Consider the following 12968-nt stretch of genomic DNA (forward strand, 5'->3'; position numbering starts at 1 on the left):
ATCATGCGCTCCACAGGATACTCGCGGGTATAGCCGTAGCCGCCGAAAAGCTGCACGGCGCGGCGGGTCACATCAGACGCGGTTTCAGCGGCGAACAGCTTGGCCATGGCGGCGTCCATGGAATAATCCTCATGGAGCTGCTTTTTGCAGGCGGCGGCATACACCAGATACTGTGCGGCCTGCGTGCGGCAATGCATGTCGGCCAGCTGGAACTGGGTGTTCTGGAACTGGCTCAGCCGTCTGCCGAACTGAACGCGCTCCTTCGTGTACTTCACGGCCTCATCAATGGCGCCTTCGGCCAGACCCAGAGCCTGCGCGGCGATGCCGATACGGCCGCCGTCCAGCGTCTGCATGGCAATCTTGAAGCCCTTACCCTCTTTGCCCAGCAGGTTCTCCTTCGGCACGATGCAGTCTTCAAAAATCAGATCGCAGGTGGAGCTGCCGCGAATGCCCATCTTCTTCTCGTGCTTACCCACGGAGAAGCCGGGGAAGGATTTTTCCACGATGAAGGCGGTGATACCATGGTTGCCGGCCTTCTTATCGGTCATGGCGAACACCACAAGGGTGTCGGCCACGGTGCCGTTGGTGATAAAGCACTTGGTGCCGTTAAGTACATAGTGGTCGCCATCCAGCACAGCCATGGTCTGCTGGCCGGAGGCGTCGGTTCCGGCGCCGGGCTCGGTAAGGCCGAAAGCGCCGATCTTCTTGCCGGAAAGCAGGTCGGGCAGATACTTCTTCTTCTGCTCCTCGGTGCCGTGCTCAAAAATGGGAGCGCAGCACAAAGAGGTATGAGCGGAGACGATGACGGCGGTAGTTCCGCAAACCTTGGCCAACTCCTCCACGCACATGGCATAGGAGAGAACGTCGCCGCCGGCGCCGCCATACTCCTTGGGGAAATAAATGCCCATCATGCCGAGCTTTGCCATTTTCTCCACGGTTTCCATGGGAAAACGCTCTTCCTCGTCAAGCTCCTCTGCCAGAGGCTTTACTTCAGTTTCGGCAAATTCGCGGTACATCTTACGGAGCATCAACTGCTCGTTCGACAGATGAAAATCCATATTTCTTACTCCTTATATTGAATTTACTTGGAATAGTCGTAGAAGCCCTTACCGGTCTTTTTGCCCAGCAGGCCGCCGCGGACCATCTTGCGCAAAAGCAGCGCGGGACGGTATTTGGAATCACCGGTCTCGTTATAAAGGGTCTCCATGATGGCAAGGCACACGTCCAGGCCGATAAAATCGCCCAGAGCCAGAGGGCCCATGGGGTGGTTCGCGCCCAGCATCATAGCCTTGTCGATGTCCTCCACGGAGGCAACGCCGGTTTCCACCAAGCCCGCAGCCTCGTTGATCATGGGAATAAGTACCTTGTTGACCACAAAGCCGGGAGCCTCGGCAACCTCGATGGGGTCCTTGCCGATCTCGCGGGTCAGGTTATAGATGTAATCAAAGGTCTCCTGCGCAGTGCTGGCGCCCCGGATGATCTCCACCAGCTTCATGCTGGGGACGGGATTGAAGAAGTGCATGCCGATGACGGGATGCTTCAGTCCGTTGCCCATTTCGGTGATGGACAGAGAAGAAGTATTGGACGCGAAGATCGTCTCGGGCTTGCACATGGCGTCCAGCTCGTTCAAAAGCTCCTTCTTAGTGGCCATGTCTTCCTTGACGCACTCGATGATCAGGTCTGCGTCCGCACAGGCGGACTTTTCTTCCACCAGCACGTTTGCAAGCAACGCATCCATTGCCTCCTGCGCCATCTTGCCCTTCTCAACGCGCTTTTTCAGGGACGCCGCCAGCTTATCCTTGTGCTTCTGGGCGGAAGCGACGGAACTTGCGTACATCAGGGCAGTGTGGCCCTTCGCTGCGAAAACCTGAGCAATTCCGCTGCCCATTGTGCCTGCGCCAAATACTGCAACTTTCATGTAAATCCTCCTATTATTTTCACATGTTGATGGGATTTATTTCATAAAGGCCAATACGTCAGCCATTTATAAACGGGTCGGGCTTGCGCTTTTCCACAAAGGCGGCCATGGCGTTTTTCTGGTCCGCCGTCGCAAAACAGGAGCCAAACAGCTTTTCTTCCACAAGCAGCGCCTCGTCCATATCCACCTCAAGCCCGTCGTTCACGGCCTTCTTACAGGCCCGAACGGCAACAGGGGCGTTTCCGGCAATGCGCCCGGCAAGCTTCTCCGCCTCCGTCATCAGCGCCTCAGCGGGGTAAACGGCCTGCACCAGACCCACGCTCAGCGCCTCCGGCGCCTTGATGTTGCGGGCCGTATAGAGCAGCTCCTTCGCTTTTCCGGGGCCGATCAGTCGGGCCATACGTTGGGTGCCGCCAAAGCCGGGTGTAATGCCCAGCCCCACCTCCGGCTGGCCGAACACCGCCGTGTCCGCGCACAGGCGGATGTCGCAGCTCATGGCCAGCTCGCAGCCACCGCCCAAGGCAAAGCCGTTTACCGCGGCCACAGTGGGCACGGCAAGGGTTTCCAGCTTGCGGAACACGTCGTTTCCCTGCTTGCCGAAAGCCTCGCCCTCCGCTTTTGTCAGATCGCGCATCTGCGCGATGTCCGCCCCTGCCACAAAGGCCTTCTGTCCCGCTCCGGTGACAATCAGACAGCGGACAGACGCCGGGTCGATTCGATCCAGCGCCTCGTTTAACTTGGAAATTACTTCGCCATTCAGTGCGTTCAGCGCCTCGGGACGGTTAATGGTCAGAACCGCCACTCCTCCGGCTTTCTCCTCCAATTTTACAAACGCCATATCTTCCTCCTCCAATACTTGTCAAAGGTCAAAGGCACCTGCCCTTCGGAAACATGGACTTTGCTAAAATACTCACAATGTTCATTATAGTTTCTCCCGCCCCAATTAGCAACCCCCAATCGTGGAAGAATTTTAACAATTCTTGCTTTTTTACATTTCATACAAATTCGTTACGCAATTTTATGCGATTGTGTTAAGCAGTTAACAGATGCAGGAAGCGCGTCTTTTTTACAGGACCGGATTTCCCCCAGCTTCCCACATTTACAAGGGAAAAAAAGCATGCTATAATAGCCCGGAATCTATTCTTTAGGAGCAATTTTGCAGCGGTGCGGCGGCAGGACAAGCACAGGCCGCCGTCTGCTTTTACAACTGGGAGGATGTATCCTTATGCGAATGAGAAAGAAAAAAAATTTGGTCCCCCGCATGGAGCGGTGCGCTGCACTGCTTATTTCGGACCCCTATTCCATGCGCGGACAGTGGCGGACGCTGAAGCCGGACGCGCAGGAGCTGCGGGTGGAACTGGGCTGCGGCAAGGGGCGGTTCACCGCCCAGACCGCCGCCGCAGAACCGGACGTGCTGTTTGTCGCAGTGGAGGTGGTGCCGGACGCCATGGTGGTCGCCATGGAGCGGTGCCGGACGGAGGGCCTTGAAAACGTCTTCTTTGTAGACGCAAACGCCGACCAGCTTCCCTCCTTTTTTGAGCCCGGCGAGGTGAGCCGCATCTACGTTAATTTCTGCGACCCGTGGCCTTCCAACCGGCACGCCAAGCGCCGCCTGACCCATGGGAATTTTCTCAAACTGTACCGTCAGGTTTTGCGGGAGGACGGGCAGGTCCACTTCAAAACCGACAACGCCCCTCTGTTTGAGTTTTCCGTGGAGGAGTTTCCCCAATTTGGCTTCACGCTGTCGGAGGTCACCCGGAATCTCCACGGAAACGGTCCCGTGGGCGTGATGACGGATTACGAAGAGAAATTCCACGGACTGGGAACGCCCATTAACCGGCTGGTTGCCACCATGGCGGAATGGACAGAGCCGGAACCCTCTTTGGAGGAGGAAACGCAGGAAGACGGAACACCGGAGGACGGCAACCCTCTCTAAGACGAAAAGCAAGAAAACAGCGGCTTTTTCCGGTTTTGGGAAAAGCCGCCGTTTTTTTATGCTAATTCTTAAATTGGAAAAGACTCTCCAAGTAAAGAAACGACAGCAGAAGCCAGCAAAAAAGACGGACATCCGAATGGATGTCCGTCTCCGTGCTTTTATGGGTAAACTATGCTTTTACGCTGCCTTTTTCGCCATTTCAGCCAACTGCGTGAAAGCAGCGGCGTTGTTGACAGCCATCTCAGCCAGCATCTTGCGGTTGATAGTCACGCCGGCGGTCTTCAGCCCGTGCATGAAAGTGGAATAGTTCATGCCGTTGAGCTTGCAGGCCGCAGAAATACGGGTGATCCAAAGCTGACGGAAGTCGCGCTTTTTCAGGCGGCGGCCGGTGTAAGCGTAGCTCAGGGACTTCATGACCGCCTCGTTAGCGATTCTGAAGTGCTTGGACTTGTCGCCCCAATAGCCCTTGGCCAGCTTCATGACCTTATTTCTTCTCTTGCGCGTCATCAGCGCGCCTTTTACTCTTGCCATTTCAAATTGCCTCCTATTCTAACCGTTCAGTATCTTATTTGTAGGGAATCATCTTGCGGATCGCATCCACATTGGTCTGGTCCGCATAGGTACCGGCGCGGAGGCGGCGGGTGCGCTTGGTGGTCTTCTTGGTGAGGATATGGCTCTTGAACGCATGGGCGCGCTTAACCTTCCCGCTCTTGCTCAGGTTGAATCTCTTCTTCGCGCCACTGTGGGTTTTCAGCTTCGGCATAATTGAAATCTCCTTCCGTGTGTTTGACAGAATCTGTTTATTTACCAGTTTTGGGAGAGAGGAAAATGGACATCATCCTACCCTCCAGCTTGGCGGTCTTGTCCAATGCGGCGGTCTCGGCGCACTGCTCGGCAAACCGGGCCAGCAAGGCTCTGCCAATATCGGTGTGGGCCATCTCGCGTCCGCGGAAACGGACCGATACCTTGACGCGGTTTCCCTCGTCAATGAACTTCTGGGCATTTTTCAGCTTGGTGTTGAAATCCCCGATGTCGATACCGGGAGACATGCGGATTTCCTTGATCTCCACCACATGCTGATTCTTCCGGGCTTCCTTTTCCCGCTTGCTCTGTTCAAACCGGAATTTTCCATAGTTCATCAGCTTGCACACGGGCGGCTTGGCCTGGGGTGAAATCTTCACCAGGTCCAGGCCCTGTTCGTCGGCGATCTTCTGCGCATCGGCGGAAGGCATAAGGCCAAGCTGCTCGCCGTCGGCTCCGATCAAACGGATCTCCCTGTCCCGGATCGCCTCGTTCAGTTCATGCTCTACCATGCTAATAGTCCAAGCACCTCCATTCAAAAATCGCAAAAAAACGCGGGCGCCCGATGGGCATCCGCGTAACTCTCCAAACAAGCGCCGATCCCTCAGTGCGGAACGCGCCTGTCAACAAACCGCCGTTGGCGGCCTGAGTACGGTGTTGACCTCTTTGCCAATGGCGGGAGGTGGAGCGGATGCACCCGGCTCACTTTATTTTGCTTTGCCATTCTATCAGTATCGGCGTAATTTGTCAAGCGCCAACGTGTTTTTTAAAAAATTTTATTTACTATGGCAGTAGGCATACATAAATTCGAGCGAACGCGGGAGACTATTTCTCGTACTCAGCGAACCGAAGGGAGGTGTGCAGTATGGCACAGAACCGTGAGAACAACCAGCAGAACCAGCAGAATCAGCAGCAGAAGCAGAATCAGCAGAATCAGCAGAACCAGCAGCAGAAGCAGCAGCAGGAGAATCAGCGGAATCAGCAGAAGAATCAGCAGCAGAACCAGCGCTGATTTCTTCGGAGGTCGTCGGGGAGCGGGCATTGCCCCCCGACGGCTTCCGCATTTTACGGCGCAATGCCTATTTCCCCGAAAGGGCTGCCGCCGAACCTCCTTCGGCGAAACAAGCTCTTGCGGTTTTAAGCGCAACGTGGTATCGTGATAAATATTACATTGTGTGCGCCGCGCGCGGGAGGGACCTAATGAATCCGTCAAGAAAGACCATGCCGGGCTATCTGTTCGCCCTGTTCACCGTGCTGGTTTGGGGGGCCACCTTCATCTCCAGCAAGCAGCTTCTCGTTTTTTACACTCCTGCCCGCATCATGCTGATGCGGTTCGTCCTGGCCTACATCGCCCTTTGGATTATCCGCCCCCGGCCCCTGTTGCTGCCTTGGAAAACAGAGCTACGCTTTGCCGCTTTGGGAATCGCGGGCTGTTCGATTTACTTTCTCACGGAGAACACCGCCCTGCTTCATACTACGGCGGCCAACGTCAGCATCATTGTGTCCGCCGCTCCGATTCTCACAGCCGTCATCGCCCACTTCGCCACCGACGAAAAGCTGCACCGAAATACGCTTTGGGGCTTTCTCGTGGCCTTTTCCGGCGTGGTCCTGGTGGTATTCAACGGAGCGTTTGTCCTCCGGGTCAGTCCCAAGGGAGACATTCTCGCCCTCCTGTCCGCCTGCTGCTGGGCAACATACTCCGTGATGCTGCGCAAAATGCCTCCTGAGCTGGACCCCATTCTGGTCACCCGGCGAACTATGCTCTGGGGCCTCATTACCGCCGTTCCCATGGCAATCCCCGGCGGAGCGTTTTCTCTTGCTCCGCTGTCCGGGCCGCTGCCGCTGTTCAACATTCTGTTTCTGGGACTGATCGGCAGCGCCCTTTGCTATGTGCTGTGGGGGAAGGCCTTTACGCTGTTGGGAGTCGTCTCCACCAACAACTGCCTGTATCTGATTCCCTTTGTCACCATTGTCATGGCGGGGCTGACGCTGAAGGAACCCATCTCTCCGGCAGCCGTGGCAGGCGCGGTGCTGATTACCGCCGGCGTGATTCTGGCCCAGCGGCGCAAATCTCCTATTCCAGCGCAAGCGGAACAGGCCCCCCCGCCGCAAACCTCCCGGGAGGCTCTTGTCAAGGATACCTCGGAGGAGGCATAACATACATTTATAAAAAGGAGGAAGCCGCGGCGCGGCCTCCTCCTTTTGCTGTTTGGAGGCTTTATGCCGCGTCACAGCTCTATAAATTCAAGGACTTCCTTCGTCCGCTCAAACTCCTCATACCGCAGCCCCCGATCCTCCAGTTCCATCTCCCCTACCTGATTGTCATAGGGATCGGCCCGCCAATGGTCCTGCGGCACGTCAAAGGAGGCCTGAAATGCCGTGTTGGCGGTCATGCGGTAAATATCCAGATTGCCAAAGTAAAACCGGCGGCGGGCCTCGTTTCCCTCCCGCACAGCGCCCGCACCAAAAGAAGGGTCGGCATACAGCCAGCCGTGGGGCGCGATGTAAAACCGCGCCCAGTCGTGGGCGCCGCAAAACCCCGGTTCCGCCTTCCAGCCGCTTTCCCACCGGGCCGGAATCCCCGCACAGCGGCAAAGCGTGATAAACAGCAGCGCCATTACGCCGCAGTCCCCCACAAGGCTTCTGGCGCAGTTCTCCGCAATATTTTCAAGGCCGAAATAGGCCCGCACATAGGTGTATTTTACATTCAGCGTCACGAAATCATAAAGTCTGCGGGCCTTTTGCAACGGCTCCTCCACATCTGCCGTCAGCTCCGCCGTCAGGGCACGGAGATACGGAGTAAACAGAAGATGAGGCGGCTCCTCCGCCAAAAACTCCTCCGGCGGGTAGGCAGACTCCCCTCTGTTCTTCCCCGAACAGGTTAACTCCGTGTGCCGCGCCGTGCGCACATAGGAAAATTCCACCTCAAAGGGATGGTTTTCCTCCATGCGCTCCTCCCAAAACACCACACGCTGGGGCGCGTCCTCCGGGGAGATATGGGCAGGCTCTGGGGAAATCCTCTCGATACGGACTTCGCTTTGTGCGTCGCAGGCACAAGGTAGGGGGAGGTATGCCCGAACCCGCTCGCCCTTTTGAAATGCCCCGTCCTTCAGCCGCAGGGACGCACGGCACCGGATGCGAGCAGACAGCTCCCCCTTTTCCGCCAGCAGACGCGCCACGCGGTCCAGTCGAGATTCGCCGCCCTCCCGGGCGGCGTTGGAGCCGTCCGCACCCAGTTGGGAAGTCCCGGCCCGGGCGGCATAAGCCGCGTCGGTTTTGCAGAGAGAGTCAAAAAACCGGTCAAAGTAATGGGGGACGCCCTGCATGTAAATCCAGTCAATCCGCCCCGCCGCCGCCAGTGCGTCAAACTCCTCTGCCGTAAAATCCGGTGCGGCGGATTTTGCCAGAGCAATGGCTGTATCCCGGGTAAGGGGATAATCCGCCGGAAGACGAGCCATCATCTCCCGCTGGGCAATCAGGCAGCGCTTCAGCGGCTCCGGCGTGTTGGGCGCGTTTAAATACCGCAGAGCGGCGCGGTCCGCCCCAGCAAAATCTCCAAAGTATTTTAGGCGCAGAACATCCTCCGGCAGGCCGATGTGAAGGTATCTGAAATTGTCGTTGATGCCCATGCTTCCTCCTTTTCCCCACGCTCGGCCTCCCCGGAGATGGGGAGGCCGAGCGTCTGTTTATTCGAGTTTGACTTATGCCATCAGCTTGAGAATCGCACCCATGGCAAGCCCGGCAAAGTTCCCGATGGCCGCGCCCAGCACGCCCATCAAAACGCCGATGCCCGCATAGGACTCATGGTAAGCCACCGCAATAATGGGCGCGGAGGCGCTGCCTCCGATATTGGCCACCGACGCTGTGGACACCATACACAAATCCCAGTGAAACGCCTTGGACAGAAAATACATAAGCACCACATGAATGACGAGGATAAACACGCCGTAAACCACCCACATGGGCGCGGAGAGCAGGTCGTTGAGGGGCGCCTGCGTTGCCAGCAGGGAAACCACCGCATACAGCAGGATGTTTGAAAGCTCCTCCACCGCAGGCAACTTTCCAATAGGAGTCATGGCGCAGGCAAGGCCCAGCACGGTAACAAACACGGTGGTGCAGGTGCCCTTGTCGAACATGCTCAGGCCCACGGACTTGAATCCGGTATTCATCAGCAGGCCAATTTTCTGGGACATGGCGGAGACAAACAGCGCAAGACCGATCAGCCAAATCCAGTCGGCGGACTTCGCCTGCTTCTTCTCCTTGGCAACCTCTTCGTTGGCGGCGTCGGCCACGGCGGAGAGCTTGGAGGTATCGGCCCTCACGGAATTGTCCCACTTGTTGGAATATCTCACCATGAAGAGGAGCAGGGCAATCCACACGGAATAGCACACCGTATCCAGCGCTAAAGCGCAGCTATACGCGCCGGGATCCACGGGAAGCGCGTCCTGCATGGCAGCCATGTTGGCCGAGCCGCCCACCCAGGAGGCGTACAGCGCAGCGGTGGCGGCCCAGGTATCCGCACCCAGCATTCCCTTGAAGAGCGGATAGCCGATGATAAAGCCCGCGGCGATGGTCACGGAGCAGCCGAGGAAAATGGCCACCATCCGCCAGCCCAGCTTTGCAAGCTTGCGGAAGTCGCAGCGCAGCAGCATCACGAAAATCATGGCGTAAAGCAGGTTGTTTTTCAGCCCGCTGTAAGCGGCGGAGCACTCTTCCGAGGCGTACAGGCCCATGGTGCAAAACACCATGTTCAGCACGTAAATCCACACCAGCGGGGGAACCCAGTTGAAAATCTTCCACTTGGCGTACTTTTCCAGTGCCAGCAGTCCGCCGGCCAGGAACATCAGAAACGCAATGTAAGTAAAGCCGTTGGTAATCGTAAACATGTTGTCCTCTCCCTTTTTATTTTAAGTTTCCGGTTTCGCGGTTCCCATACCGCCCGGACGCGCAATTCGGCGCACGCAGCGCCCCACGCCCCGCTTACCGCCCCCTTTCCTTTATCGTCTGCGGGATAGCCATCCCGCCGGATTTTCTCAGTCCAGATACGTGATGCCCCGGATACCCGTCACGCCGAGGCCCGGTGCGTCGGACACGGTGATATCCTTCTCGTTGAACACCGCGCCCCCCTCCACGGGGTCCTCGCTGCACAGGACGGGGCCGTCCAGGTCCACCTTGGTGATGATTTTCTTTCCGCAGGCCAGATGCACCGCCGCGTTGACACTGACCTTGGCCTCCAGCATACAGCCGATCATGCACTCCACGCCGTAAACCTCGGCGGCAGAGGCAATTTTCAGCGCGTTCCACAGTCCGCCGCACTTCATCAGCTTGATGTTCACCAAATCCGCCGCGCCCATCTGCATGATTTTCACGGCGTCCTCGGGGGAAAACACGCTTTCGTCCGCAAGCACGTGGACATAGCTCCGCTCCGTGACATATTTCAGGCCCTCGAAGTCGTGGGCCTTTACCGGCTGTTCCACAAACTCGATGTCCAGCCCCTTCTCCTGCATCTGGTTCAGCAGCGTGACCGCCTGCTTGGGAGACCACGCCTGATTCGCGTCGATACGAATTAACACATCGCTTCCCGCCGCCTGCCGGACGGCCGCCAGCCGGGCCACGTCCAGCGCCGGATTCGCGCCCACCTTCACCTTCAGGCAGTCATAGCCTCTTTCAATGGCGTTTCTCGCATCCCGGGCCATTTCCTCCGGTTCGTTGACGCTGATGGTGATGTCGGTGACGATGTTCTTCCGCGCACCGCCCATCAGCTTGTAGACTGGGATTTTGTAAAGCTGGCCATACAAATCCCACAGGGCCATGTCCATGGCCGCCTTGGCACTGGTGTTTTTGAGAATGCAGCCGTTCAAGACGGTCATCAAATCCTCAAACTCGTCCACGTCCCGGCCCACCACCGTTTTGATGATGTGGTCCTTTAATGCGCCGATAATAGCCCCGGTGGTGTCGCCCGTAATCACGCCGGTGGGGGGCGCCTCGCCATAGCCCACCGCGCCGGTATCCGTGTGGACCTCCACAATGACGTCCTCCACGCTGTTCACTTGCCGCAGCGCCGTTTTAAACGGAACCCGCAGGGGAACGGAGATATGTCCCAGACGGACCTCTGTAATTTTCATATTCTTCCTCCTCCTTTTTTATTTCGCAAGTTCATACATCGCCCGCGCGATGATTTGCGCGTTTTGCATCAGCCGGTCCACCTCGATAAATTCGTCCGGCTTATGCTCTCTCACTTCGTCCCCCGGGAAAACCGGGCCGAAGGCAACCACATTGGGCATGGCCTTGGCATAGGTCCCGCCGCCGATGCTTTTGGGCGGGTCGCTCAGGCCCGTCTCCTCCTGATACACTCGCATGAGGGTCGTTACCAGTTCGCTCTCCGGCGGGACGTACAGGCTTTCCTTGTGGGTCTGCTCCACCACCTCAAAGCCTGCCGCTTCCAGTTCTGCCTGAAATTTGGGGCCGCAGTCTTTAAGAGACTTTGTCACGGGGTAGCGGTAGTTTACTCGGCAGGTCAGGCCGGTTTCCTCCCCCGCTATTACCCCCAGATTGAATGTCAGCGCGCCGGACATGTCATCCTCCAGCGCAAGTCCCAGAGAGCTCCCATCGGTTTCCATGCCGATTTTTTCCGCCAGAAAACGGACCGCCCCGACAAGCTCTCCCTCCAGCGGCAGCGCGTTCAGCTCCAGCAGCAGCCGCCCGATGGCGTTTTCTCCCTGCTCCGGGGTGCTGCCGTGGGCGCTCACGCCTTGGGCTACCATCCGTATGCCGCCGGGAATAGGGATGCATTCCACCTTTTCCGGCAGTGCGGCGGCAATTTGCTTTGCCAGCTCATCGGCGCATTCCAGCTCCGCAGAAGCGGAGGAGGGAACCACGTTCGGCGCGTCGCCACCCGCAAGTTTGATAAGCCGCACCGGGCCGGACTGGCGCAGTCCGCGCCGGAAGGTCACGTTCACGATGCCCTTTTCCCCGTTGATGACTGGGTATTCCCCGTCCGGCGTGAAGCCCATCACGGGCCTTTCGCCCCCGTGGGCCAGATAGTACTTCATGTCGGCAGAGCCGGTTTCCTCATTGGTTCCCATCAACAGCCTTACCCGCCGGCGCAGGGGCAGCCCCGATTCTTTCAACGCCCCCAGCGCATAGAGGGCCGCCACGGTGGGACCCTTGTCATCCATAGACCCCCGCCCAAATACTTTTCCATCCCGGACCTCGCCGGAAAAGGGATCGCCGCTCCAGCCCTCTCCGGCGGGGACCACGTCCAGATGGCCCAGAACGGCCACCATTTCCTCCCCCTCGCCAAACTCGCACCAGCCCACCTGATTGTCCATGCTGCCCACCCGAAGCCCCAGACTCTTTCCGGTTTCCAGCATAAACTCCAGAGTCCTTTGAATATTTGCCCCGTAGGGATAGCCGCTTTCATCCTCCTCTCGCACGCTGGGAATGCGGATGCTCTCCCCCAGAGTTTTCAGCAGCGGCGCTCTCTGCCGCTCCACAAGCTCTTTCAGTTCCATTTCGCGCTCCTTTCGTTTTTTCCGCCCGCGCCCCAAGCGTGGGTGGGCCACCTGATTTTAAGCTAAAAAACACAAAACCCAGCAAGGACCAGAGATATTCTCTGATCTTCACTGGGTTTCCCCTTGCTGGTTGATATATTGAAAGATATATCACACAAGGGAAAGCAGTTTATGAACTTATTTGCCCGCTGGATTTATCCGCCAGTGGATTCGCTCTTTCCCACTGCGGCCCGATACCGCTTTTCCGCGTCTTTCATGGCAGCAAGCACCGCCTTAGCGGAGGAGCCGTGGTATCGGCGGGACACCTCGTTTTCCAGCTGGTCGTATTCCCGCATCAAAGAACGCCCCACAAAAACGCGCCGCAGAAATGTCTCCGTCAGCTCCAGAGAGTGGGTACAACTGAAATCCACAATTTTTCCGCTTTCAGCTTCCATCTCTAACGCCATGTAAAAAGAGCCGAACATTTTTGTGATGGCATTATCACTGTTGGTCCGTGATTCACCGATGATATACAGCGTCTCCATGTCTTCCATTTATCACATCATCCCGCCAAAGAACTTTGTAGCAATTATATCATTTCAAAGACCCGTGTCAATGTTTTACGGACATTTTATACAAAACTATCTGTTTTTCACAAAATTTGATGGTTTAATTTTGCAAAATAGGCAGGCATGTTATGAACATTTTCCAATACAGTTTATGCCTGTGCAACGCCTTTTTATAACTTTTACCGTCTGGCGGTATTTTTCCAAACCGCTCCCGAACGCCTGCAAAGCAGCGGCGGGAACCGATTTTCGGT

The 12968-nt window shown here is 57.0% G+C and carries 15 protein-coding genes; 3 read left to right on the forward strand and 12 right to left on the reverse strand.

Annotation, left to right across the window (positions count from 1 at the left end; translation table 11 throughout):
* From RTU96_RS01470 to RTU96_RS01480, 3 genes are all read right to left on the reverse strand, one after another.
* The coding region (locus RTU96_RS01470) for an acyl-CoA dehydrogenase (protein ID WP_312634551.1) at nt 1-1058 on the reverse strand (1058 nt) is incomplete at its 3' end.
* 23 nt (nt 1059-1081) lie between these two features.
* A complete protein-coding gene (locus tag RTU96_RS01475) occupies nt 1082-1918 on the reverse strand; it encodes a 3-hydroxyacyl-CoA dehydrogenase family protein (protein WP_294855721.1) in 837 nt (278 codons plus the stop codon).
* A 58-nt stretch (nt 1919-1976) separates the two neighbouring features.
* The gene (locus RTU96_RS01480) at nt 1977-2756 is read right to left on the reverse strand and encodes an enoyl-CoA hydratase-related protein (RefSeq protein WP_312634552.1); all 780 of its coding nucleotides are present in this window, start codon (nt 2754-2756) and stop codon (nt 1977-1979) included.
* 393 nt (nt 2757-3149) lie between these two features.
* Here RTU96_RS01480 and trmB point away from each other — a divergent pair, with 393 nt between their 5' ends.
* Nucleotides 3150-3854: a tRNA (guanosine(46)-N7)-methyltransferase TrmB gene (trmB, locus tag RTU96_RS01485; protein WP_312634553.1), complete on the forward strand. Its 705-nt coding sequence runs from the start codon at nt 3150-3152 to the stop codon at nt 3852-3854.
* Nucleotides 3855-4031: 177 nt separating this feature from the next.
* On the opposite strand, the gene rplT is transcribed toward trmB, so the two are convergent.
* The 4 genes from rplT to RTU96_RS01505 all read right to left on the reverse strand — a co-directional run bounded on the left by rplT (nt 4032) and on the right by RTU96_RS01505 (nt 5697).
* Nucleotides 4032-4385, reverse strand: coding sequence for a 50S ribosomal protein L20 (rplT, locus tag RTU96_RS01490; protein WP_312634555.1), 354 nt, complete (start codon nt 4383-4385; stop codon nt 4032-4034).
* Between the two features lie 34 nt (nt 4386-4419).
* On the reverse strand, nt 4420-4617 hold the full coding sequence (gene rpmI / locus RTU96_RS01495) for a 50S ribosomal protein L35 (protein ID WP_294855725.1): 198 nt from the start codon (nt 4615-4617) through the stop codon (nt 4420-4422).
* Between the two features lie 37 nt (nt 4618-4654).
* Nucleotides 4655-5167, reverse strand: coding sequence for a translation initiation factor IF-3 (infC, locus tag RTU96_RS01500; RefSeq protein ID WP_293010199.1), 513 nt, complete (start codon nt 5165-5167; stop codon nt 4655-4657).
* A gap of 326 nt (nt 5168-5493) precedes the next feature.
* Complete coding sequence (locus tag RTU96_RS01505) at nt 5494-5697, reverse strand: hypothetical protein (protein WP_312634557.1); 204 nt, start codon at nt 5695-5697, stop codon at nt 5494-5496.
* A 158-nt stretch (nt 5698-5855) separates the two neighbouring features.
* On the opposite strand from RTU96_RS01505, the gene RTU96_RS01510 reads away from it, so the two are divergent.
* Nucleotides 5856-6812: a DMT family transporter gene (locus RTU96_RS01510; RefSeq protein WP_312634558.1), complete on the forward strand. Its 957-nt coding sequence runs from the start codon at nt 5856-5858 to the stop codon at nt 6810-6812.
* 71 nt (nt 6813-6883) lie between these two features.
* Here RTU96_RS01510 and RTU96_RS01515 read toward each other — a convergent pair whose 3' ends face one another.
* The 5 genes from RTU96_RS01515 to RTU96_RS01535 form a co-directional block, all read right to left on the reverse strand.
* Nucleotides 6884-8284: a transglutaminase domain-containing protein gene (locus tag RTU96_RS01515; protein WP_312634559.1), complete on the reverse strand. Its 1401-nt coding sequence runs from the start codon at nt 8282-8284 to the stop codon at nt 6884-6886.
* A gap of 72 nt (nt 8285-8356) precedes the next feature.
* The gene (locus tag RTU96_RS01520; protein ID WP_312634560.1) at nt 8357-9541 is read right to left on the reverse strand and encodes a DUF819 family protein; all 1185 of its coding nucleotides are present in this window, start codon (nt 9539-9541) and stop codon (nt 8357-8359) included.
* Nucleotides 9542-9688: 147 nt separating this feature from the next.
* Nucleotides 9689-10780, reverse strand: coding sequence for a dipeptide epimerase (locus RTU96_RS01525; protein ID WP_312634561.1), 1092 nt, complete (start codon nt 10778-10780; stop codon nt 9689-9691).
* An 18-nt stretch (nt 10781-10798) separates the two neighbouring features.
* Nucleotides 10799-12169, reverse strand: a complete 1371-nt coding sequence (gene pepV, locus RTU96_RS01530) for a dipeptidase PepV (protein ID WP_312634563.1) — start codon at nt 12167-12169, stop codon at nt 10799-10801.
* A gap of 194 nt (nt 12170-12363) precedes the next feature.
* Nucleotides 12364-12702 (reverse strand): DUF3870 domain-containing protein, encoded by a 339-nt coding sequence (locus tag RTU96_RS01535; RefSeq protein WP_312634565.1) that lies wholly within the window; start codon nt 12700-12702, stop codon nt 12364-12366.
* Nucleotides 12703-12763: 61 nt separating this feature from the next.
* Here RTU96_RS01535 and RTU96_RS01540 point away from each other — a divergent pair.
* On the forward strand, nt 12764-12968 hold a 205-nt coding region (locus RTU96_RS01540), incomplete at its 3' end, for a hypothetical protein (RefSeq protein ID WP_312634567.1).

The organism is Oscillibacter sp. (assembly GCF_032018205.1).
Classification (GTDB): Bacteria; Bacillota; Clostridia; order Oscillospirales; family Oscillospiraceae; genus Oscillibacter.

What these genes read in the sequence shown, in the direction of transcription:
- RTU96_RS01525 (WP_312634561.1), bottom strand. Translation starts at nt 10,780, where the DNA reads ATGAAAATTACAGAGGTCCGTCTGGGACATATCTCCGTTCCCCTGCGG.
- infC (WP_293010199.1), bottom strand. Translation starts at nt 5,167, where the DNA reads ATGGTAGAGCATGAACTGAACGAGGCGATCCGGGACAGGGAGATCCGT.
- RTU96_RS01515 (WP_312634559.1), bottom strand. Translation starts at nt 8,284, where the DNA reads ATGGGCATCAACGACAATTTCAGATACCTTCACATCGGCCTGCCGGAG.
- RTU96_RS01535 (WP_312634565.1), bottom strand. Translation starts at nt 12,702, where the DNA reads ATGGAAGACATGGAGACGCTGTATATCATCGGTGAATCACGGACCAAC.
- pepV (WP_312634563.1), bottom strand. Translation starts at nt 12,169, where the DNA reads ATGGAACTGAAAGAGCTTGTGGAGCGGCAGAGAGCGCCGCTGCTGAAA.
- RTU96_RS01520 (WP_312634560.1), bottom strand. Translation starts at nt 9,541, where the DNA reads ATGTTTACGATTACCAACGGCTTTACTTACATTGCGTTTCTGATGTTC.
- rpmI (WP_294855725.1), bottom strand. Translation starts at nt 4,617, where the DNA reads ATGCCGAAGCTGAAAACCCACAGTGGCGCGAAGAAGAGATTCAACCTG.
- RTU96_RS01510 (WP_312634558.1), top strand. Translation starts at nt 5,856, where the DNA reads ATGAATCCGTCAAGAAAGACCATGCCGGGCTATCTGTTCGCCCTGTTC.
- rplT (WP_312634555.1), bottom strand. Translation starts at nt 4,385, where the DNA reads ATGGCAAGAGTAAAAGGCGCGCTGATGACGCGCAAGAGAAGAAATAAG.
- RTU96_RS01475 (WP_294855721.1), bottom strand. Translation starts at nt 1,918, where the DNA reads ATGAAAGTTGCAGTATTTGGCGCAGGCACAATGGGCAGCGGAATTGCT.
- RTU96_RS01505 (WP_312634557.1), bottom strand. Translation starts at nt 5,697, where the DNA reads ATGCCCGCTCCCCGACGACCTCCGAAGAAATCAGCGCTGGTTCTGCTG.
- trmB (WP_312634553.1), top strand. Translation starts at nt 3,150, where the DNA reads ATGAGAAAGAAAAAAAATTTGGTCCCCCGCATGGAGCGGTGCGCTGCA.
- RTU96_RS01480 (WP_312634552.1), bottom strand. Translation starts at nt 2,756, where the DNA reads ATGGCGTTTGTAAAATTGGAGGAGAAAGCCGGAGGAGTGGCGGTTCTG.